Raw genomic sequence first — 23,132 nt, 5'->3', positions numbered from 1 at the left:
CACTCAGGCTTTTTGACTAAAATTCAAAAAGTGCTGAGTGCTTTTTAATATGTGAAAGTATAATAAAAAGCTTCTGCAGACACAGAAGCTAAATTAATACGGATAGATCTTTTTAAATTCAGAGTATTAAAGCGAGAATATTCTTTAATATAATCAACGCGACCAAAAAAACGATAACGCTGGATACTTTGTTAAGAATTAAAATGAATTTGCCAGACTTATCGACAGTGCCGACTATACGTCCTAAAACTGCCAAGAAGATAAACCAAATCCAAGAAATGGAGATGGTGGCGATAGAAAAGGCCAATTTGTCATCCCCTTCATAGATTGAGGCACTTGTCCCAATGACACCGACTGTATCCATAATAGCGTGTGGGTTAAGTAAGGAAACAGAGAGCGCAAATAGAATTTGTTTCTTAGGACTCATCGGTTCAATTTCATCAATATTAGAAGGCTTTTCTTTCCAAAGTGACCAAGCCATATAGATTAAGAATACAAAACCGATGATATAGATCACTAATTGTAACGTCGGCATAGACATTAAAATCAAAGACACTCCGAGTATTGCGACTACAATTAAAAATGTGTCACAAAATCCTGCAGTGAGGATGACAGGTAAAGCATGCGTCAATTTTTTCTGATTCGCACCTTGATTAAACACAAAGACATTTTGTGCGCCTAAAGGCAAAATCAGACCTAACGCTAACAAAACACCATGAAGTATCGCTTGTAACATAAATGACTGCCCACTTTCTCTATACAATGTCTCTTTGATTTTGTGATTGGGCTAAGCGTGTACATAAAGAGGGATTGTATGTATGTTAGTTAATTTGTAGTATATACAAAAACTAAACGGTGAACAACGCATAACAAAAAGATGAATAAGATAGGTATATAATTCAGTGTCTCATTCGTTTGTAATCTATTTTGTTAACTCGAATTAAGAATTTATTAAACTTTGGTTTATGGTGTATGCAGATACAAAACGCTACACTGAAAATAGGAAATTAAGTAATTATTTTCTATGGATTTTCATTAGTTGACCGCTATATGAAACCAATTATCCTTATTCGTTGGATATCCGGATTTTGGCTATCGTTCAAAATTCGGATTTTTTAATTCTTTGAGAAAAGGCAGGTTACGCTTTTTATGGTTTTAATGATTCTAGGTTTATTCTTTATTATTCGCTTATACTCTTTATCCATCTCTATTCGTCATGAGCGTGAATTGATTGCGCAAGGTGCAGTGCAATATGGCGCAAAGAACTCAAAATATCTTGCGTTATTACATATTTTAATTTATGTGGTCAGCTTTGTTTATGCGACAATCGCTCAACCCGCATTTAATGTAGTATCACAAATTGGCCTCGTATTACTGATCGTCAGTTATGTGATGTTGTTTTGGGTCATTCGTACACTAGGTCCAATTTGGACGTTGAAGGTCTACATACTTAAAGAACATCATATTGTAAAATCAGGGCTCTTTAAATTCGTTAAACATCCCAATTACTTCTTAAATATTATTCCTGAATTAATCGGTGTGATTTTATTAACACAAGCTTATCCAGTAAGTGTACTGCTTATTCCGTATGCAGTTTCACTATATGTACGTATTCAACAAGAAGAAAGCGCGATGGCACATCTTAAATAAATAACATAACGGTGTAAGACTAAGAACAAATTTTAAACGTTCTTAGTCTTTTTTGTTAAGAGTTTTACAATATTTAATGGCGTTTAATTGAAGGTGGAAATAAGGAGGAAAGAGAACCTATAATAGAATTAATACGAATGTGTTGGAGGTGAGTAAGTATGTTGAAGGTGAAAGCACCGAAACATCTCTTTTTGGAAGGGGGAGATGAAGCGGTGTTGTTGTTGCATTCTTTTACTGGGACTGTACAAGATGTCAAAGAAGTAGCAGAAGCATTACATAAAGAGGATTATACCTGTTATGCGCCTTGTTATAGGGGGCATGGTCTGCCTGTTTCTGAGTTCGTACAATATGATATTAGAGATTGGTGGGAAGATGCAGAAGCGGCTTATGGTTTTCTACATGCAAAGGGATACCGTAAAATCACTGTTCTTGGCGTGTCGTTAGGTGGTATTTTTGCATTAAAAATAGCTGAACAATTTGACGTAGATCGTGTGATTGGGATGTCAGTGCCTTATCATAAATCTGCAGAAGGTGTGTTAAGCAGATTGAACCATTATGGTACACGACTACAATACTATATTGGTTGTACTGAAGAGGAACAAGCAGAAGAAATGGCATATGTGCCTGCTTATCAAGAGGGTGCCGCCCATTTTGAAGCGTTTGTGAATCAAACCATGAATGAGCTTGGCAGAATCAAAGCACCGACGCTGTTATTATACGGTGGAAAAGATGATGTTTCGTATAAGGAAAGTGTAGATAGCATCGCTAAAAAGTTGGTTCATGCATCGGATATTGAAACTGGATGTTTTGAGGATTCAGGACATTTAATGACAAGAAGCACAGAGAAACAAAAAATCATAGAAAAAATCATTAATTTTATGTAAGATTAAAATGAATTTTTGTGAAACCGTTTTACTTAACAACGAAAGTAGCGTAAAATCATACAAGATAATGTTTTTTTCAGAGTGTTCGTATATGATAAGATGGCCATAAGAGTACTTTTACTATTAAATTTTCTACGAACACTCGAACCGTGTGTTGACTGTGATAGTTAAATATAGAGTATTCGATTGTAAATCAACAAACAAAAACTAATTACCCTGAAAAATAGATATTTCCACCCAAGAAGAAGAGAAAGAGAAAGATGAATTGGAGGGATTTCGTTATGAAAAACGAAATAGTCAACAACGCGATTGAGCTATTTGCGAAAAAAGGATACTATGGTTGTACTTTAGAAGAAATAGCCAACAGTGTATCTATAAAAAAAGCGAGCTTATACTATTATTTCCCAAGCAAAGCTAATATTTATGAAGCATGTTCAAATAGAATTATCCAATATTTTAATAGAATCTTAGACTTACAAGAAAATATATCGCAACGTACTTTAGAAAACTTACGTCAATTTATCATAGATATGGTTTTTAAACCTAACATCAGTTATTTACGTATGTATATACAATTTAACCAAGCACCAAATGAGTTTAAAGAACAACTGTATCAAGGTATTGCTACACTGCATAGTAAATTGAATCGTATTTTAGAACTTTATTACGAGGTAAATGACATTTCAATGCCTATCAGAGAGTTTAAAGATTTAATGTTAGGTATTATGGAAAGCGGCTTTATTAGAACAACTTTCGTTAATTACTTTGATGAATTAAGTTATCGCAGATATACTATGGAAAAAGATGTTGAAGCAACATTAAACGCTTTGCTGGAATTAGAATAAGTGCATATTGATCGTAACTTTAAAGCAAGATGAGATTATCTAAAAGGGTAATCTTTTTTTATGCCATTTTGAGTTGAAAATGAATGCATAAGCAATGTTAAGCAGCTTTAAGAGATACGGGGTAGAAAAAATCAAAAATATATGAGAAAGCCTATGATGACAAGGTTACAACAAGATATTCTGTTTAATTGCTAGTTGAGGGATTGCTATATTTGTGTTATAGTATACTTACTTACATGAACGCTTTAACGCTTTAAAGTAAATTAGTTTTTAGCCTGAAAATAACAGAAAAGGATGAGCAGCGTGTCGAAACAATCACAGTGGAAAACCTCAACCGGTTTTATTTTAGCAAGCGCAGGTTCGGCCATCGGATTAGGGGCCATGTGGAAATTCCCATATATGGCTGGTATCTATGGCGGCGGTGCGTTTCTACTTATGTTTTTAATATTTACAATTTTTATAGGCTTGCCGTTACTCATTATGGAATTTACAATCGGTAAGCTTGGAAGAACTTATACAACCGCTATTTTCGGTAAATTATCAAATAAGAAATGGACAAATGTTATCGGCTGGAGCGGTAACCTCGCTGTCTTTGTCTTATTTGGTTTCTATAGCGTTGTTGGTGGTTGGATTATGATTTATATCGCACAAGTTGCGATGCAGATAATAGGACTAAGAGACGGGACACTTGGCAGTATTCAATTTGAACAAGTCATCTCAAGTCCGCTTTATACCATGTTAGGACAAGGTTCTTTTATCTTAGTGACGATGGTAATTGTTATGTTAGGTGTTGAGCATGGGCTTGAGAAAGCATCTAAAGTTATGATGCCTTTGCTGTTCATCTTTTTAATATTAATTGTGGTACGTTCACTCTCATTGGAAGGTGCTTCTGAAGGTGTACGTTTCTTATTAGAACCACGTATGGAAGAGTTATCTATGGAAGGTATTCTCTTTGCGCTTGGCCAATCATTCTTCGCCCTCTCATTAGGAACGACAGGGATGATTACGTACGCAAGTTATGCCCCTAAAGAAATGACGATTAAAACTTCTGCGTTATCCATTGTAATTATGAATATTATTGTGGCATTACTTGCAGGTTTAGCGATCTTCCCTGCGATCAATGCGTTTGGTTATAAACCAGAAGAAGGTCCTGGCTTACTCTTTAAAGTACTGCCGCATGTATTTGAGAAAATGAGCTTTGGTCCAGGATTTTATTTCATCTTCTTGATTTTATTCTTATTCGCAGCGTTAACATCATCCATTTCATTACTGGAATTGAATGTGTCTAACTTTACTAAGAATGACAACCGTAAACGTGGTAAAGTAGCGTTAATCGGCAGTATATTAGTCTTTATTATCAGTATCCCAGCAACTTTATCATTTAGTACATTAAGTCATATACACTTTTTAGCGGGTACGATTTTCGACAATATGGACTTTTTAGTTTCTAATATTTTAATGCCTTTAGGCGCACTTGCGACGACTTTATTTGTCGGTCAATTATTGAAAAAAGAAGACCTGAAATCAGTATTTGGTAATGATCGTTTGAAAATCTTTATGCCTTGGTATTACTTAGTTAAATATGTCTTGCCTGTGGTAATACTCTTAGTTTTCGTCATCCAATTCTTTAATTAAAATAAAATGAATCACAAAAGAAAATTCCCGTTGCATCATGTATGCAACGGGAATTTTTTACTATTTAACCTCAATATCTAACTTAATTTGAGAATGTATCCAGTAAGTTTTATGGAGTCTCCACCTTATTGAATTTACGCTTTAGCTTTATATATTGGTGATGCTCCCACTTATGACGCAACTGTTTAAAGTCATCAGGTTTAAGATAGACAAGTAACCCTATAAGTGCAGTTAAAACTAACAAGATATTAATAACAACATCTGTTCATAGCCATATTCATAGAGGTGAACGCTAGAATTATTAAGTGTGTGCAGTAAGATAGTGATTTTGATATCTCTAGTTAATGCAAAAACGATACTGTAAATGAATCCTGGAACTAAATAAGGGAAAACATGCTGGTAATCGCCTGAGACTACCACATGAAGAAAGCCGAAAATGATTGTAGAAAGTGTTACATAAATTGCCATTCTCAAAAACATGGATTTGCGGTTAGTTTCGTTAAACAGAAAAGAAGTGGCGGTTAAAATAATGATAAAAAGCATACCTCTAAATATTACTTCTTCTATGATAGGTGCATTAAAACTAGTACCAAGAAATGAAGAAGGAAAATCAACAGCTTTCTCTTTTAAAATCTTTTGATTCTCTGACTCGCCTGTGTAAACAAGTCTACTTAGAATACTTGTGGAAAAATAGGAAACAGTAATCAAGGGAAATTTGATAGATCAACCTAATTTTGTTGATTGAACGTATTTGGGGTTGAATAAAGAAGGTATATGACATATTTTCAAATAATACTGATAAACGAATAAAACGAGTATCGGAATAATAATATAAAGTACACATAGTGTTATCGGATTTTCAAAGTGATCAGTCGCAAATAATAAGCTATACATAAAAGCACTCATGAGTAGTATTGATATGATAATCCATTTAATTGCTAGAAAAATAGTTTGTATGAAGTTTTTAAAAGTATTGTGCGTGTGAAGCACGTTGCATCCTCTCCTAACTTTTAATTTTATTTTGATTATTTGTGAATAGACACAATGAAGTTACATCAATATTTTTAAGTTACACTTTAAGAGAAAATTGCATTTACAACTGCATTACGCTATAATTCATACCAGTAAGATAGGAATAATGGGAATGAATGATGGGAAACAGGAGTCGGGCCTGTCATCATGCATTACACGGGGAGGACATCTATGATTGGATTTGATTTAATCGGCAATACACCTTTGGTTAAATTAGAGTCGTTCAGTGATGATAAAGTATCAATTTATGCAAAACTAGAACAATTCAACCCTGGCGGCAGTGTAAAAGACCGCTTAGGCAAATATTTAATTGAACAAGCAATGGAACGTGGACGAATTAAGCGCGGTGACACAATAGTGGAAGCCTCAGCAGGCAATACGGGTATTGGCTTAACAATTGCGGCGAACCACTATGGTTTACAATGTGTGATTTATGCGCCGATCGGTTTTGCGGCAGAAAAGATTTCAATTATGGAAGCATTAGGCGCAAAAGTGATTCGTACACCGCAAAATGGCGGTATGTTAGGTGCGCAACAAGCGGCACGTGATTATGCGGCTGAACATGGTGCGTATTATACGAATCAGTTTGAGTCAGAAGATAATCCAGGTGCGTATCGAGATACGATGGCACAAGAAATCTTAAAAGAATTGCCGGAAGTAGATTACTTTGTGGCAGGTGTCGGTTCAGGCGGAACATTTACAGGAACTGCCGAAGTATTAGCACAACACGGTGTTAAAAATGTCATTGTTGAACCTGTCGGGTCAGTGTTAAACGGTGGTAAAAAACGCCTGCATGACACAGAAGGTATCGGTTCTGAAAAATGGCCGGGCTTCTTAGATAAAGGTTTAGTAACGGACATTTTAACTATTACAGATGAAGATGCCTTTCATAATGTAAAACAACTTGCGCTACAAGAAGGACTGTTAGTAGGCAGTTCCTCAGGTGCTGCATTACAAGGTGCATTAGAAATTAAAGCACGTATAGACAAAGGAACGATTGTCACAGTCTTCCCAGACGGCAGTGATCGTTATATGTCTAAATCGATTTTTAATTATTCGGGAAAAAAATAAGGCGTAAAGGAGTTAAAGATTTATGAATAAGAAAACACAAATGGTACATGGCGGCCATACAACAGATGATTATACAGGTGCGGTAACGACACCGATTTATCAAACAAGCACTTATTTACAAGATGATATCGGGGATTTGCGTGAGGGTTATGAATATTCACGTAGCGGTAATCCAACACGTGCTGCCCTAGAAAGTGCGATTGCAGATATAGAATATGGACATTTTGGTTTCGCATTCGGCTCAGGTGTAGCCGCGATGTCTGCAGTTATCATGTTATTAGATAAAGGTGATCACATCGTTGTGAATTCTGATGTCTACGGCGGTACATTCCGAGTGTTGACAAAAGTGTTCAATCGCTTCGGTATTGATGCGGACTTTGTAGATACAACAGAAGTTGAAAAAATTGAAGCAGCGATTAAACCAGAAACAAAAATGTTAATGGTTGAAACACCATCTAACCCATTATTACGTGTGACGGATATTAAAGCTTCAGCAGAAATTGCGAAAAAGCATGATTTGATTTCTGTAGTGGATAATACATTCATGTCTCCTTATTTCCAAAATCCATTAAAACTAGGTGCAGACATTGTCTTACATTCTGCTTCTAAATATATCGGTGGCCACAGTGATGTTATCGGTGGTTTACTCGCAACAAGCGATGAAGTTTTAGCTGAACGTCTTGGCTTCATTCAAAACTCAACAGGCGGTGTGCTTGGACCACAAGACAGTTATTTATTAATTCGTGGTATTAAAACATTAGGTTTACGTATGGAACAAGTCAGCCGTAGTGCAGTGGCAGTTGCGAAAATGCTTGCGGAACACCCTAATGTTCAAAAAGTATATCATCCAAGCTTAGAAAGTCATCCAAATCACGATGTACATGAAAACCAAGCATCAGGTCATACAGGTGTTGTGTCATTTGTAGTTTCTGATATTGATGCCGCAAAGGCAGTGATTCGTGAAACAGAATACTTCACATTAGCTGAAAGCTTAGGTGCAGTGGAAAGTTTAATTTCAGTACCTGCTCTAATGACACACGCTTCTATTCCAAAAGAAGTGCGTGAAAAAGAAGGTATTGAAGACGGTTTAATCCGTTTATCTGTTGGTATTGAAGATACAGAAGACTTAGTCGCTGATTTAAAACAAGCTTTAGACCAATTACAAAAATAATTTCATATAAAGATGTATAGATAAAGGTGCCTTCCAAGTCGGAGAGGCACCTTTATTATTTAAGCAATTTGTTATTCATTGATTTCGCGAATTTCGAAAATCTCTTTAGCAACCGTATCGGCTTCAGTAAGTGGTAAAGCGTGATAAGTTGTATGATTTTCGACCGCAATATTTTGATTGATATGTGTGTGATAGTATTGATCTAATGCGTTTTTATTGATGAAAAATTGAATTTCAGGGCAACAACTGTCTGCACACTGTGTTTCTGAACATAAGTTTTTAAATAATACATAGATAGCTGGATTCTCAGTGTTAAGTTGACCGTTTTTAAGTGAGATTTGAATCGGTTCTTTCGTTTCTGCGCATTGTGCTTCTATATGAATCGGTTCATTCAAGGCATAATGAATGCCTAATGCATCAATCGCACACATCGCATAGACAGTGGTATGATTTGAAAACTGAACTTTAAATGAAGTTGGATGTGTCGCAAAAGGATAGAGACAAGTGATAAGGTGGTCTTGTACAACAATCACATGTTTATCAAGTAATGTTTGATAAGCGTCTGTAAATGCAGGGGGAGTAGTCGGTTGTTTAACAATCTCTCGAATTAAAGATTGTCTTTGTTGATGTTCATGCGGTGTAAGTAACGCGTCAAAATTAAAGTAATGCATCTAAAACGACTCCTTTCTCTTTAATCGTAATAATTTCGAATTAATTCTACGCCTATTAAACATATTAAACAAATAAAACAAAATATATAGAAAGGGAAGATAAAGTATGGTGGATTTTACAAGACTAGAACAATATTTAGAAATAGATACTGATCAATACCATGATACAAGTTTAGAAACATTAAATGCCTATATCAGACAATATGCGCTGCATGTACCCTTTGAGAATATCAATGTACAAAATGGCTGGCCGCTTGCGTTAACAGATGAAGCGATGATGCATAAAGTTGTTTATGAACAACGTGGAGGCTTTTGTTATGAAATGAATTATTTCTTTAAACATTATCTGGAATATAAAGGTTTTGAAGTGAAGGCATTATCTGCAACTGTGTTAAGTCCAAAAGGGTGGGCGCGTGAAGGTTCGCATATGTCACTTCAAGTCGTAATTGAAGGTGTACCGTATGTTGTAGATGTCGGTTTTGGAGATATGCCGAAGTTTGCGTTGCCGATGGATGAAACGAGTATGCAGGACGTGACAGGCAGTTATCGTGTGCATCACGTCGATGAGACACATTATGATATTGAAAAATGGTCTAATGATAATCATCAATGGCAGACTAGTTATCGTGTATTAAATGAGCCAAAACAATTAGATGATTTTAAAGATGGCATTGAATTTAACCAATCCAGTCCAGATTCTATCTTTGTGCAAGGTTTATTGATCACAATAGCAACCGAAGTCGGACGTAATACGTTGACTGAAAATCATTTAACATTATTGGTCAATGGTGAGAAGACTGTTCAAGATACAACGCCTGATAATTATCAAGCATTCTTAGAGAAGTACTTTGGAATTCCTGAAATGACGATTCAGACATTTGAATAGTCATACAGTTATGAGATGAAAACAGTAAAATCATAAGTGAGAAAAAGAAACAGCACAACCTCTGAAAAATCAGAAGTTGTGCTGTGTTTTTTATGCCGCATGATCTCGTTTGCGTGAGATATATGCCACACCTAAACCTGTCAGTACTAAACCGATTGGCCATACTGGAAGATCATTGCTTCCTGTATCCGGTAAAGTCTGTTCAGTGTTTGAGTCATTTTTCGTAGTTGAAGCTGTTTTAGCTTGTTGTTGTGCATGGTTGGCATGCAATGGGTAAACATTTGAAGCTTTTGTTGTTAGATGAGACTGAATTGTCTCTAGGTTTGTCACAGCTGAGTTAACCTGTGCTGTAGTTGTTTGATGTGCTGTCATTGATGAGCTGTTTTGTGACGCATTAACTTGTGATGTACCTGCTTGTGCTGTTGTTGTAGCTGCAGGGAACGGAATTACATTTGAAGTTGAAGCTGTTGATTGCGTTGTTTGTGTGCTTGCGACAGGTTGTAATGCTGGTTGTGTCGGTACTGCAGGTGTTGTTGTATTTGGTGCTGGTTGTGTTTCTGTATCTGCTTGTTCCTCTGTTTGTGCCACAGGTGGTTGACCGTTGATAATACGGCTGATTTTGTCAGTGTCGTATTGTGATAAGTCTGCTTCTCTTAAGTAATCTGAGAAGACTTTATCTAAAGAGCCGCCTTCTTCACGTAAACCACCTAACATGTCGTAACCGTCGCCGCCTGAAGCGGTAAAGTCATTTGTAGTCATGTAGTAAGTACGGTTAGGATCTAACGCTTCAAATTGTTGTGTCTGTTTGTTTAATACTTCGATTTTTAACACGCGTTCGCCGGGCGCTTTATTAATATCGTAATAAACACGAATTGATTTAGAAATATGCAAGAACGCGCCGTTAGCGCCTAATTGTCCATTTTCAACAGGTGCGCTTAAACTATGTTCAAACATTTTTGCGACATCTGTCCCTTTGACTTGGATTTGTGAAATCGTGTTGCCGAAAGGTAAGACAGTAATGATATCGCCTAGTGTAACATCTTGGTTTTTGTCGATAGAAGCACGGATTCCGCCTCCATTTGTGACTGCGAAATCAGCAGGATGGGAAAAGCCGTTTTGGCTGTATGCTTCCATACTGTCCGCAATTGCGTTACCTAAGTTTGTTTCGTGTCTGCGCACGTCATCACGTTCACCTTGGAATTGAATGGTATTATTAGGAATAATGACTTCTGAAACTTGAGCATCGAATTTCGCTTTAGCTTCATCAAGTTGTTGTTGTAAAACAGGGTCTGGTGTAACATCTGCTGTATCTTTAACGTTGATTAATGAAGCATTCAAGTTAGAGATAGTCCCATTTTGATAATCGAATTCAACTTTACCGATATTAGCGAGTGCTGTTCCTGTTTGTGCTAGTAAAGTATTACGATTAATTTTGCCATTTTCAATAACTGAGTGAGAATGGCCGTCTAATACGATGATTTCGTTGTCATAGAAACGACGGTCACGTGCGAGTGTATCCGCAAGTGTATCTCCGCGCCACTCTGCTTTAGTTGAAGGATCAATGCCTAGGTGGGATAAAATAACAAAGATATCTGTTTGAGCTTTAATTTGATTCATGATGTTTTGGACAGCAGGAATCGGTTCTGTAAATGTGACACCTTTAATGTTATCAGGGTGTGTTTTGACAGCTGTTTCTGGTGTCGTCACACCGATAATGCCGTAGTTAATCCCATTTTTGTTCACGATTGTGTAAGGGTCAAACATAAGCTTCCCATCTTTATATGTATTTGCGGAAAGAATAGGGAAGTTTAATTGTTCTTTGTACTTTTGTGCTTGTTCAACACCGAAGTCAAATTCATGGTTACCGACTGCCATTGCGTCGTAACCTACTTCGTTCATAGCATTTGCCATGTCTGCACCTTTCGTATTGTTTGAAATTGGTAAGCCTTGGAAAGCATCACCAGAATCTAACATTAAATCAGGATTTTCTTGTTGTTTGACTGTTTTTAATTTAGCCATCCCGATGACACGTCCGTCTTCTTCTAAGATACGTCCATGCATATCGTTCGTGTGAAGAATTTTCGTGTGTTGTGTCGTTGTAGGTGCCGGTTCAGCTGCTTTAGGTTCAGATACAGCTGGTGTTGTATCTGGAGTAGCTTCAGTTGAAGGTGCTGTCTTTTGCGCTGGTTCATTTGATTGAACAGTTGCTTCTGTTTTAGGTTCAACCGTCTGTGTTTGTGTTGTTGGTGGTGTTGTTTTATCTGTAGGTGCCTGTTCTGTTGTCACTGCCGGTTCATTTAAATCAGTCTTTGACGCAACATCTTCTGCAGGTTGTTCTGGTGAAGCTGATGGTTGAACAGGTTCAGGTGTTGCTTGTGTTGATTGCGTTGTTGTGTCAGATGCAGGTGTCGGTGCCGGCTGTTCGACTTTTACATCTGTTGTATTAGTTTCAGGTTGCGTTGTTTCTGCCGCGAAACTTGTGAAACTGAATACCATGAACAACATCGCAACTAAGAAGCAGGTTCTGATAAGTAGCTTGTGCATGAGGAGCCTCCTTTTCTATATCTCGTATGAAGTTATATATGCATGTCATGCATACAACACTATCTTATCAATGAAAGTTGTAGAGGGGTATTGTCTTTTTGTTAATTTTGTAAATTATTTAATCAAATTGTGTGATTAATATGATGAAGCTTTGTATTGGATAATAAAAGATAGAAAGTCTTCTTGAAAAGTAGGTTTTTGAATACGTTATGAGGCTGTAATCTTTCAAAAATGTATTAAATAGAAGAGATACGAATAGTATGAGATTCAGGATTATTAGGTCTACACAAAGCTATTACATCAATAAGTTAAGCGCTTACATTACTATTTAAAAAAGTTAAAAGAATCTTTTGTAATACAAATGTCATCTAATAATAATATAGCCTTGCTCAATGATGTGTATAATAATTAAGTGTATAGGTGGAAAAGAGAGAAAACGGTTATTGAACTTCTGTTGGGGCAGAACAGAAGATTCAAGACTGAAAGAGAGAATATACTATTGTCAGGAGGCATTTCCATTGCAAAAGAAAATTATTGCTGCTGTTGTAGGAACAAGTGCGGTTTCCGCTATCGCAACAGCTGGAGCTGCAGATGCAGCTACGACTTATAGAGTCCAAGCTGGTGACTCTTTATGGTCAATTGCTCAACGTCATAATACGTCAATTGCGAACATTAAATCATTAAACAACTTAAGTTCAAACTTAATCTTCCCGAACCAGGTCTTAAAAGTAGCTGGTTCTGCTAATACAAGCAGTCAACGTACTTCAGGTGGATCATCTGTGTCAGGTGGTTCAACTTATACAGTACAACCGGGTGATTCATTATCATTAATCGCGTCTAAATATGGTACAACTTACCAAAATATTATGCGATTAAATGGTTTAAACGGTTTCTTAATTCATCCAGGACAAGTATTAAAGGTGTCAGGTACAGCGTCTAACAGTACGACAACTTCTAATACGACACGTGTTTCAGGTGGTTCAGTATATACAGTGCAACCAGGTGATTCATTATCATTGATCGCATCTAAATACGGCACAACTTACCAAAACATTATGAGTTTAAATGGTTTGAATAACTTCTTTATTTATCCAGGTCAAAAATTAAAAGTGACAGGTACAACTGCAGCGAATACAAATTCGCCATCACCAGGTGTATCAACATCAACAGGTGGATACTATTCACCAGTTTTCAATCACTCTAATTTATACGACTGGGGTCAATGTACATGGCATACGTTTAACCGTCGTGCTCAAATCGGCAAACCAATCAGTACTTACTGGTGGCATGCATACAATTGGGACAACGCAGCACGTGCAGATGGTTACACAGTAGACCGCAACCCGACAGTAGGATCAATCTTACAATCAGATGCAGGTTACTTCGGCCATGTTGCTTTCGTAGAACGTATTAATGGTGACGGCAGTGTATTGGTGTCTGAAATGAACTTTACAGGCAACCCAGGTTACACAACTTACCGTACAATTCCAGCAAGCCAAGTCGGCTATTATAATTTCATTCATTAATTTGGATGTTAAACCCAGAGGTGGATAGGCCTCTGGGTTTTTAATATGAAAAACGAGAGGAACTGGTTATACCAATGCCTCTCGTTATTTTATAGTTTTGTGCTTTTGTATTCAATTTCATCTGTTTCAGAGTTGTAATCTACTAATAAGTCTAGTCCTTTGAAGAACCATTCATCAGAATCGTTGATATAGAATGTGATGCGGTCGACTGTAACTGATACAGATGCGTTTTTGTCATGCGGTTCAATCTTGAATGCAGTTGTAAAATGTTCATGTAAACCAGTGTGTACATAAGCTTGTACGTAGAAGTTGACCTTATCTCCTGGCTCTAAGTCTAATTCGTTTCTAAACCATTTCAATGCTTCGTCAGTGATTTGAAGTTTCATGTTGTTACCTCCTAGGTGTTGCTGCATACTAAACTGTGTCGATAGGCAGAAGTACTATTGAAATATATCTCTATTTACCACCGATTATAGCAGTCTTTTGAAGAAAAGTCTTGCACAATCTGTATTTAAAGCTATTAAAAAATGAATTGATAATCAGTTGTAATAGATTGGACAAATTAGTTGAATGAAAGTGAAACTTTGTGTGTTAAGTTGGATGAATAGGTTGTCATAACTACCAAAGACAGCGATTTAATTCAGTGGAACTTCAAATAGAATAAGTGGAATAAGTTGTATCATCGAAAAAATGAAGGCTCTATTTTATATCCAAGTGACATAAAATAGAGCCTTCATTTTAAATTTATTTTGATTTTAATGATTTGAAGCGGTTATAAGAAGTGACAACGACTGTTGCTAAGTTAGCGAATGAGAATACTTTTGTAAGGAAGCGTCCTGATTTTAATGCTGTATAGAAATCAAGAATGCCTCCTGTGACGTTAATCGCTAAACCGATGCTTGATAATTTACGATTTTTAGAATCATAGGCATAAGCATTATAAGCTTCAATACCATAACCGACAATATTTAACGTATTAGATAAACGACGTAATTTTGATTTAGGTTGTTTTGCCATGAAAAATAAACCTCCTATCCTGATTAGATACCTACACATTATAACATTGTGCAAAATGTATGACGATAGATTGACTCACCTTAGTTTTGTGTAGTCTGAACGACTTTAGCTTTTGTTTGACGTTTGATTAGCCAAGCAGTTATCCAGGCGGTAATCGGTATACTCATCGCAACCGCGATGCCTCCAAATAGGATAGAAACAAATTCTTGTGCGAATATTTTAGAGTTAATGATATGGCCGAAAGAGTAATTCAATTTAAAGAACCAAAAGAATAACGTTAATTGGCCACCAAAGTATGCTAAGTAAATGGTATTTGCGGAAGTAGCTAAAATTTCTCTGCCTATACGCATGCCTGACTTAAACAATTCTCGTCGATTTAATTCAGGGTTCGTTTCGCTTAATTCATACATTGGTGAACTGATTGTTATGGCAAGGTCTACCACTGCCGCAATGACCGCAAGCAAGGTGGTGAAGACCATAAACTGAACCAAGTTAATACCGATATTCATAGAGTAAACGTAGGTTTCGTCTTGTTGTTCGGCCGCAAACCCTTGTAAATGACCGAATGCCACGGCTAGATATATTGCGCTTAATAAAACAAGTGTCGTAATACAAGTACTATAAAAGGCAGCTTGTGTTTTAACATTATTGCCATTTAAACCAAATAAGTTCAAACTTGCGACTACTATGCAGAAGATTAAAGCGATAATCGGAATGGGTAACTGCAATACAATCGCAATCAAAGCAAGCAATACACAGACAAAGTTCAGAAATAACATGGCGTAAGAAATAGCGCCTTTCTTACCACCGAAGATGATCATTAAAATCAAAAGAATTAAAGCTAAAATAACTACCGCATTCATGTTTGCTCACCCCTTACTTTCACCCAGAGTTCCATTAATAAAATCGTGACAGGTATCGTTAACACAATACCAATTCCGCCAATGAGCGCACGTGCAATTTCTAATGACCAGTTCATAGAAATAGTGTAGGTAATCGTATTGGCGTTTCTTAAATAGATCAACATCATCGGCAAGCTGCCTGCTAAATAAGAGAAGAGTAAGATGTTAGTCATCGTACCCATAATATCTTGGCCGATATGTCGGCCGGCTAGTGCCCATCTTTTTAAATCAATCGCAGGTGTACGTTCTTTGATTTCATACATACCGCTTGCGATAGTAATTGCTACATCCATCACAGCACCTAATGTACCGACAATTACTGAAGCCATAAAGACTTCTTTAGGCGGTAATGTCAGTAAATCCATTGTTTCATATTTAATACCAGAACCGCCTGTAGCTTGAATCACCAACTCTGCAATACCGACACAAATAAAGGTGCCGAATAGAGTACTGATAACGGTAATGAGTGTCCGCCAATGCCAACCTGTGACTAACAGTAATGTAATGACAGTTGCTAGTATCACTGCCAAACTCATTAACCAAAAGAGGCTGACTGAGGGTACCGCATTGTGAATCGCAATGGCGCCTAAGATAGCGCCACTATTAATAATCAGCGATAAAATTGATTGTATGCCGACTTTGCGGCCAACCCATAATACTATCAGTAAGAAGATACCAGTGATGGCTACCACTAATGTATCGCGTTTCTTTTCTATAATCGTCGCATCATTCGGATGCTTATTAATATGTAACAGCACTTTATTATGCACATGAAACTTTTCAGAGTCCACTTGTGATTGATAATAAGTGTGCTTAATGGTTCCGGTTTGACCTTCGAACTTTCCATTTAATACTTTGAAGTTAAGCTGTTCCGTATATTTTGTATCTTGATTATGATGTTCATCCGTTACATCAACCGACTTTTGGTGATGAATTTTTGTAATTTCACCAATAGGCATGTGGTAAAAACGGGCATTAAATAATGTGAATAGCAGACTTGCGATAAAAATAACCGCAAAGCTGATCAACACCCAAGAAAACGGCTGATGCAGTCTTTGTTTGAATGACATAATCGTCACCCTTTCTAAGATTCTCAATCAAATATTAACAACGTGATTATAAGCTTAATGGAAGCAGAATGCCAATGATTTCAAATATATTATTTTTACAAAAACTTTCCATCTTTATAAATAACACGTTCTTTTTGTCCGTCAATGAACTTATTATAATGTGCTTGTTGGAAGTCCGTGAGCAACATTCGAGATGTACTATATTTCACGATTTCATCGCCGACCTTCACAAACATTTTTCTATACAGCAAACCATCTTTCAAATAAATTTCATCAATGCTTGTCTTGTCTACGAGTGCTATTTCAAGGAAATCAAAAGTGAAGAAATCAACCGTCACCACTGCGAAAAAATCTTCTTCTCCTAAATAATAAATTTCTAAATTGTTACGTTTGTTTTGACCGACGAGTAAGCGTCCCTCTTTAAATTCATGTTCTGGATGATGAAGTTTCAAACATTCTAATAAATCTTTTTCTTTAAGTTTGTAACGCATTGAAAAGTTCCTTTCTATCTTTTATTTGTATTATAACTTTAAATCTATAATAAAGTAGTCATTTTTGGAAGCGTTTGTTTAATAGAAATTCAAATGATTTAAGAGTCAAAATTAACAAACAAAGAAACCTCTACGGTGCGCCGAATTATATCGACATGTCGTAGAGGTTTTAATAAGAACAGAATATTATTGTTCATTTTAATGATAAACCGAAGTATGAGAAAGCAGGGTAGTAATTTCTTTGAGTAAAGCAGTCAGTTCTGGTTTATGATTATCTTTTCTGACGATTACGCATAACGTTCGTTTGAGTTCTGTGTGCGCTAGGCTTAAACGTACAAACTGTTCGCTTTCTGGTAAAGCAATATATTGTGGTGTAATGACATAACCGCGATTATGTCTCAATAAATAGTTTGCTAAACGTTCAGTTGAAATACGATATGTAGTACATTTCGCTGTGTTTTCAAGAAGATGTATCAGTTGCTGAGGTAAATCTGTCATTAAAAATATCGGTTGTGTATTCAGTTGTTTTAAAGGCGGATTGACTGTCGCAGTTAATGGATCTTGTTTTGGCACATATAATTGATAGTTATCTTCGAATAACGGTATGATTTCAATTTCATTATATTTCTTTAATAAAGAAGTTAAATCAACAAATGCTACATCTAAATCACGATTCAGAGTTGATTTTAATAATGTTTCATTTGATTGCCTCATAGGGAGGAGTGTTGTTGTATGTTCTTTTTCAAATTTTTGTATGAGTAATGTTAAGAGTTGTGAGACATAGCTTTCGACATAACCGATTTTAATACGTTTAGCTTCAGCTTCTTGTTCGTGTCGAAACATATTTAAAGTTTGTTCAGTTTGTTCGACAATTTTCGTTGCTTGGGTCATAAAGCGTTGACCAGCTTCGGTTAAATAAATATTTCGGCCTTCTCTTCTGAATAGTTTTGTATTTAACTCTTCTTCTAATTGTGAAATTTGGCGACTGATGGCTGATTGCGCAATGTTCAGTTCTAAAGCAGCTTCAGATAAATGTTCTCTTTTAGCAACTTCAATGAAGTATTTAAGTTGTTTAAATTCCATGATTTTCTGCACCACACTTATTGTTCTAATTATTAGAATGATATCATCTAATTTTTGAATTGAACAGAAGAATACCCTCCTATATTATAATAGTTATCGATAATAATCTGAAAATTCATACAACGCATATTTAAAGGAGGAGCAAGCATGGTAAATGAGCAGAATCAAGGTTTGTACGATGCAAGAAACGAACATGATGCTTGCGGCATAGGATTTTATGCAAACATGGACAATTTACGATCGCATGATATTGTCATTAAGTCACTAGAAATGCTGCGCCGTTTGGATCACCGTGGGGGAATCGGTGCTGACGGGATGACTGGTGATGGAGCAGGAATTATGACTGAAATTCCATTTAAATTTTTCAAAGAACAGACAGACTTAGACTTGCCTGAAGAAGGTAACTACGCTGTCGGTTTCTTTTTCGCTAATGAACGCATTGCAGGTTCAAGACACGAAACAATCTTTAAAGCCTATTTTGAAACTGAAGGTCTTCGCGTGATCGGGTATCGCGATGTGCCTGTGGATGTTTCAGCTGTTGCACCGCATGTTGCTGAAACAATGCCGGTCATTCAACAGGTCTTTATCGATTTAAATCATAGTGCAGATGCGGCGAAACGCTTATATCTCGCACGTAAACAAATTGAATTTTACGGTGATGAACAAGAGTTGGAACTATACTTCACAAGTTTATCTCCGAAAACAATTGTATATAAAGGTTGGTTACGTTCTGACCAAATTAAAGGATTATATGAAGATTTAAATCATCCTGATTATGAATCTAAATTAGGTTTAGTACACTCTCGTTTCAGTACGAATACATTTCCTAGTTGGAAACGTGCCCATCCTAACCGTTTGTTGATGCATAATGGTGAAATCAATACGATTCGAGGCAATGTCAACTGGATGCGTGCACGTCAGAAACGTTTAGTTGAAACCATTTTTGATGAAAATGATCGACCAAAAGTACATGCTGTATTAGATGTAGACGGCAGTGACTCTGCAATTGTCGACAATGCGCTTGAGTTTTTATCGCTTGCGATGGAACCTGAGAAAGCTGCGATGTTATTAGTGCCTGAACCATGGCAATACAGCAAAGCTAACCAAAGTGCTGTCCGTGCTTTTTATGAGTACTACAGTTATATGATGGAACCATGGGATGGCCCAACGATGATTGCTTTCTGTAATGGTGACAAAATCGGTGCTTTGACTGACCGTAACGGTTTACGTCCAGGTCGTTATACAGTTACGAAAGACAACTATATTATCTTCTCTTCTGAAGTCGGTGTAATCGATGTAGAGGAAGAAGATGTTGCATTTAAAGGTCGCTTGAATCCAGGTCGTTTATTACTAGTTGATTTTGATAAACACGAAGTGGTACATAACCATATGTTGAAAGCAGAAATCGCAAGCGAGTTGCCTTATGAACCATGGTTGAAAAAACATAAAGTCGATTTAGATTTGGAAGTGCCGTTTGAATCAAAAGGTTGGGATTTTGAAACGGTTGAACGTTTACAAAAACAATTCGGTTATACACGTGAAGAAATTCATAAATATATGGCTGAATTAGTACGTGGTAAGAAAGATCCAATCGGTGCGATGGGTTATGATGCCCCGCTTGCGGTATTGAATGAACGTCCTGAATCATTATTCAATTACTTCAAACAATTATTCGCACAAGTTACGAATCCGCCAATTGATGCGTATCGTGAAAAAATCGTAACAAGTGAATTGTCATACTTGGGTAAAGAAGGTAACTTGCTTGTACCTGATACAGATGCGTTGAATCGTCTTCAATTGAAACATCCTGTTTTAACAGAAGCGCAATTAAAAGTAGCAGAGAACGGACCATTCCGTGCGAAACATTTATCTACAGTATATAGCGGCAGCTTAGAAGATGCGCTAGAAGTGTTGAGAGAGAAAGCGGTTGAAGCGGTTAAAGCGGGTTATGACATTTTAGTATTAGATGACAGCAGTTTACGTGATGAACCTGGCTACGCGATTCCGATTTTACTTGCAGTCAGCTACTTGCATCAGGCGTTGATTACTGAAGATTTACGCCAAGAAACAAGTTTAGTTGCGAAAGGTGGAGAAATACGCGAAGTCCACCATGTCGCTTGTTTATTAGGTTATGGTGCTAACGCAGTTGTACCTTATTTAGCACAAGAAACAATTGCGGCATTGGTAGAACAAGGTGAATTATCCGGACCTGTTGAAGCACAAGTGAAAACTTATACAGACGTGTTAGCTGAAGGGGTTATAAAAGTCATGTCTAAAATGGGTATTTCAACGGTTCAAAGTTATCAAGGTGCACAAATCTTTGAAGCAGTCGGTTTATCACATGACGTCATCGATAAATACTTCACAGGTACTCAATCTAAGTTATCTGGTTTAACGATTGATTTGATTGATGAAGAAAATAAAAAACGTCAAGGTCGTAAAGAAGAACATCTTGAATCAGGCAGTACGTTCCAATGGCGTCAACAAGGTCAATATCACGCTTTCAACCCAACTACTATTAGGTTGCTGCAACATGCATGTCGTGAAAATGACTATGACATGTTCAAAGAGTATTCAAAAACAGTGAATCACCAACGCACTGATCGTATTCGTCATTTAATGAAATTCAAATCACGTACACCGATCAGTATTGATGCGGTTGAACCGATTGAAGATATTGTGCACCGATTCAATACAGGTGCTATGAGTTATGGTTCAATTTCTGCCGAAGCACATAAAACTTTAGCAGAAGCGATGAACTTAATTGGCGGTAAGAGTAACAGCGGTGAAGGTGGAGAGGACCCTGAACGTTATGTGAAAGGTCCAGAAGGTGAAGATTATACAAGTACAATTAAACAAGTTGCATCAGGTCGTTTCGGTGTAACAAGTGATTATTTACAACATGCGACTGAAATTCAAATTAAAGTCGCACAAGGTGCTAAACCAGGGGAAGGCGGACAGTTGCCAGGTACGAAAGTTTATCCTTGGATTGCTGAAGTACGTGGTTCAACGCCAGGTATCGGCTTGATTTCACCACCACCTCATCATGATATTTACTCAATTGAAGACTTAGCGCAATTGATTCATGACTTGAAGAATGCGAACCCTCAAGCGAATATCGCTGTGAAATTAGTATCTAAGAGTGGTGTCGGTACAATTGCGGCAGGTGTTGCCAAAGCCTTTGCTGACAAAATCGTCATCAGCGGTTATGACGGCGGTACAGGTGCTTCACCTAAAACAAGTATTCAACATGCTGGATTGCCTTGGGAAATCGGTCTAGCAGAAACGCATCAAACATTAATGATGAATGATTTACGTTCACGTATCCGTTTAGAAACAGACGGTAAGTTATTAACTGGACATGACGTAGCTTATGCTTGTGCATTGGGTGCTGAAGAGTTTGGTTTTGCGACAGCACCGTTAGTTGTTTTAGGTTGTGTCATGATGCGTGTGTGCCATAAAGATACATGTCCTGTCGGCGTGGCTACACAAAACGAAGATTTACGTCAACTCTTTAACGGTCGTGCACATCACGTTGTTAACTTTATGCACTTTATTGCACAAGAATTACGTGAAGTACTCGCTGAACTTGGTTTACGTTCTGTTGAAGAATTGATTGGCCGAACTGATTTATTAGAAGCAAATCATTCGGTAGCTAATGAAAAAGCACGTTCACTTGATGTGGCACCGTTGCTTTATCAAAATGAAGGACCGACATTCAAACAAATTGAGCAACAGCATCACTTAGAAAAAGGTTTCGATCAAACAGAATTGATTCCGGATGCTGAAGCAGCAATTCAAGACGGTACTTTATTTAGAGGGACATATAAGTTGTGCAATGAGCAACGTGATGTAGGCGTGACTGCCGGCAGCTTGATTACTCGTGCACATGGAGCGGAAGGTTTACCCGAAGATACAATCTATGTTGAAACTACAGGCCATGCAGGCCAAAGTGTCGGTGCATTTACACCTTCAGGATTAACAATTCATCATACAGGTGATGCCAATGACTATGTTGGTAAAGGTTTATCCGGAGGTAAGATTATCATTAATGCGCCAAATGAAGAACGTGAAGAAAATATTATTGTCGGTAATGTATGCTTCTACGGCGCTACAAGCGGTAAAGCCTTTATTAACGGTTATGCCGGTGAGCGTTTCTGTATCAGAAACAGTGGTGTTCATGCAGTTGTAGAAGGTATCGGAAATCATGGTTTAGAGTATATGACTGGCGGTCGTGTCATCGTATTAGGTAATGTCGGTGACAACTTCGGTCAAGGTATGAGTGGCGGTGTCGCTTACATCTTCCCTGATGATGTGGAACACTTCAAATCGTACAATGCATTACCAACACTTGATTTCGATACCATTACTGAACCAGAAGAATTTTCAATTATTAAAGACATGTTAGAAGAACATGTTCAATACACAGACAGCAAAAAAGCCAAAGCAGTATTAGCTGATTTTGATCATGTGGCTCAAAAAGTTGTCAAAGTTATTCCAAAAGACTACAAATTAATGATGCATAAAATTGAAGATCAAGAACGTAAAGCAGACAATTCTAAAGCAGCAATTTTGAATGCCTTCTACGATACACGTAAAGCAACAGACTTAGAAGGACCATTCTCAGTTGTTTATTAACGAAATAAGAAGGAGT

Annotated in this window: 19 protein-coding genes; 9 read left to right on the top strand and 10 right to left on the bottom strand. The window is 37.1% G+C overall.

Annotated features, from left to right (window positions below; all coding sequences use genetic code 11):
* Nucleotides 1-118 precede the first annotated feature (118 nt).
* Entirely contained in the window at nt 119-736 is a 618-nt protein-coding gene (locus tag HMPREF2603_RS02750; RefSeq protein ID WP_002480369.1) for a LysE/ArgO family amino acid transporter, read from the bottom strand.
* A gap of 413 nt (nt 737-1,149) precedes the next feature.
* Between HMPREF2603_RS02750 and HMPREF2603_RS02745 the strand changes: the two genes are divergently transcribed.
* The 4 genes from HMPREF2603_RS02745 to HMPREF2603_RS02730 all read left to right on the top strand — a co-directional run bounded on the left by HMPREF2603_RS02745 (nt 1,150) and on the right by HMPREF2603_RS02730 (nt 5,014).
* The gene (locus HMPREF2603_RS02745) at nt 1,150-1,650 is read left to right on the top strand and encodes an isoprenylcysteine carboxyl methyltransferase family protein (protein ID WP_023014918.1); all 501 of its coding nucleotides are present in this window, start codon (nt 1,150-1,152) and stop codon (nt 1,648-1,650) included.
* Nucleotides 1,651-1,808: 158 nt separating this feature from the next.
* Nucleotides 1,809-2,534 carry an alpha/beta hydrolase gene (locus HMPREF2603_RS02740; RefSeq protein WP_082709473.1) on the top strand — a complete coding sequence of 242 codons (726 nt, stop codon included), beginning with the start codon at nt 1,809-1,811 and terminating at the stop codon, nt 2,532-2,534.
* Between the two features lie 281 nt (nt 2,535-2,815).
* The gene (locus tag HMPREF2603_RS02735) at nt 2,816-3,379 is read left to right on the top strand and encodes a TetR/AcrR family transcriptional regulator (RefSeq protein ID WP_060804220.1); all 564 of its coding nucleotides are present in this window, start codon (nt 2,816-2,818) and stop codon (nt 3,377-3,379) included.
* A 303-nt stretch (nt 3,380-3,682) separates the two neighbouring features.
* Nucleotides 3,683-5,014 (top strand): sodium-dependent transporter, encoded by a 1,332-nt coding sequence (locus HMPREF2603_RS02730; RefSeq protein WP_060804219.1) that lies wholly within the window; start codon nt 3,683-3,685, stop codon nt 5,012-5,014.
* A gap of 237 nt (nt 5,015-5,251) precedes the next feature.
* On the opposite strand, the gene HMPREF2603_RS12975 is transcribed toward HMPREF2603_RS02730, so the two are convergent.
* A complete protein-coding gene (locus tag HMPREF2603_RS12975) occupies nt 5,252-5,722 on the bottom strand; it encodes a CPBP family intramembrane glutamic endopeptidase (RefSeq protein ID WP_197408613.1) in 471 nt (156 codons plus the stop codon).
* Nucleotides 5,723-6,217: 495 nt separating this feature from the next.
* Between HMPREF2603_RS12975 and HMPREF2603_RS02720 the strand changes: the two genes are divergently transcribed.
* The gene (locus HMPREF2603_RS02720) at nt 6,218-7,117 is read left to right on the top strand and encodes a PLP-dependent cysteine synthase family protein (RefSeq protein ID WP_060804217.1); all 900 of its coding nucleotides are present in this window, start codon (nt 6,218-6,220) and stop codon (nt 7,115-7,117) included.
* Between the two features lie 22 nt (nt 7,118-7,139).
* Nucleotides 7,140-8,288 carry a bifunctional cystathionine gamma-lyase/homocysteine desulfhydrase gene (locus HMPREF2603_RS02715; protein WP_060804216.1) on the top strand — a complete coding sequence of 383 codons (1,149 nt, stop codon included), beginning with the start codon at nt 7,140-7,142 and terminating at the stop codon, nt 8,286-8,288.
* Between the two features lie 71 nt (nt 8,289-8,359).
* On the opposite strand, the gene merB is transcribed toward HMPREF2603_RS02715, so the two are convergent.
* Nucleotides 8,360-8,959 carry an organomercurial lyase gene (merB, locus tag HMPREF2603_RS02710; RefSeq protein WP_060804215.1) on the bottom strand — a complete coding sequence of 200 codons (600 nt, stop codon included), beginning with the start codon at nt 8,957-8,959 and terminating at the stop codon, nt 8,360-8,362.
* A 106-nt stretch (nt 8,960-9,065) separates the two neighbouring features.
* Here merB and HMPREF2603_RS02705 point away from each other — a divergent pair, with 106 nt between their 5' ends.
* Complete coding sequence (locus HMPREF2603_RS02705) at nt 9,066-9,845, top strand: arylamine N-acetyltransferase family protein (protein ID WP_060804214.1); 780 nt, start codon at nt 9,066-9,068, stop codon at nt 9,843-9,845.
* A 90-nt stretch (nt 9,846-9,935) separates the two neighbouring features.
* On the opposite strand, the gene HMPREF2603_RS02700 is transcribed toward HMPREF2603_RS02705, so the two are convergent.
* Nucleotides 9,936-12,389, bottom strand: a complete 2,454-nt coding sequence (locus tag HMPREF2603_RS02700) for a 5'-nucleotidase C-terminal domain-containing protein (RefSeq protein ID WP_060804213.1) — start codon at nt 12,387-12,389, stop codon at nt 9,936-9,938.
* Nucleotides 12,390-12,907: 518 nt separating this feature from the next.
* Between HMPREF2603_RS02700 and HMPREF2603_RS02695 the strand changes: the two genes are divergently transcribed.
* Nucleotides 12,908-13,915, top strand: coding sequence for a LysM peptidoglycan-binding domain-containing protein (locus HMPREF2603_RS02695; RefSeq protein WP_002480380.1), 1,008 nt, complete (start codon nt 12,908-12,910; stop codon nt 13,913-13,915).
* Between the two features lie 89 nt (nt 13,916-14,004).
* Here HMPREF2603_RS02695 and HMPREF2603_RS02690 read toward each other — a convergent pair whose 3' ends face one another.
* From HMPREF2603_RS02690 to gltC, 6 genes are all read right to left on the bottom strand, one after another.
* Entirely contained in the window at nt 14,005-14,301 is a 297-nt protein-coding gene (locus HMPREF2603_RS02690; RefSeq protein WP_002480381.1) for a HesB/YadR/YfhF family protein, read from the bottom strand.
* Nucleotides 14,302-14,659: 358 nt separating this feature from the next.
* A complete protein-coding gene (locus tag HMPREF2603_RS02685) occupies nt 14,660-14,932 on the bottom strand; it encodes a hypothetical protein (RefSeq protein ID WP_002480382.1) in 273 nt (90 codons plus the stop codon).
* Between the two features lie 80 nt (nt 14,933-15,012).
* A complete protein-coding gene (locus tag HMPREF2603_RS02680) occupies nt 15,013-15,795 on the bottom strand; it encodes a YibE/F family protein (protein ID WP_060804212.1) in 783 nt (260 codons plus the stop codon).
* Complete coding sequence (locus tag HMPREF2603_RS02675; protein WP_002480384.1) at nt 15,792-16,904, bottom strand: YibE/F family protein; 1,113 nt, start codon at nt 16,902-16,904, stop codon at nt 15,792-15,794. The genes HMPREF2603_RS02680 and HMPREF2603_RS02675 overlap by 4 nt, the downstream gene beginning before the upstream one ends.
* Nucleotides 16,905-16,999: 95 nt before the next feature.
* Nucleotides 17,000-17,395, bottom strand: a complete 396-nt coding sequence (locus HMPREF2603_RS02670; protein ID WP_002480385.1) for a hypothetical protein — start codon at nt 17,393-17,395, stop codon at nt 17,000-17,002.
* Between the two features lie 198 nt (nt 17,396-17,593).
* Complete coding sequence (gene gltC / locus HMPREF2603_RS02665; RefSeq protein WP_070501902.1) at nt 17,594-18,478, bottom strand: glutamate biosynthesis transcriptional regulator GltC; 885 nt, start codon at nt 18,476-18,478, stop codon at nt 17,594-17,596.
* A gap of 147 nt (nt 18,479-18,625) precedes the next feature.
* Between gltC and gltB the strand changes: the two genes are divergently transcribed.
* Complete coding sequence (gene gltB, locus HMPREF2603_RS02660) at nt 18,626-23,116, top strand: glutamate synthase large subunit (RefSeq protein WP_060804210.1); 4,491 nt, start codon at nt 18,626-18,628, stop codon at nt 23,114-23,116.
* Nucleotides 23,117-23,132: the final 16 nt, after the last annotated feature.

This window comes from Staphylococcus sp. HMSC055C03 (genome assembly GCF_001809385.1).
Taxonomy (GTDB): domain Bacteria; phylum Bacillota; class Bacilli; order Staphylococcales; family Staphylococcaceae; genus Staphylococcus; species Staphylococcus simulans.
The sequence above is the reverse complement of the archived record's forward strand: the minus strand, read 5'-3'. Positions and strand labels throughout refer to the sequence as shown.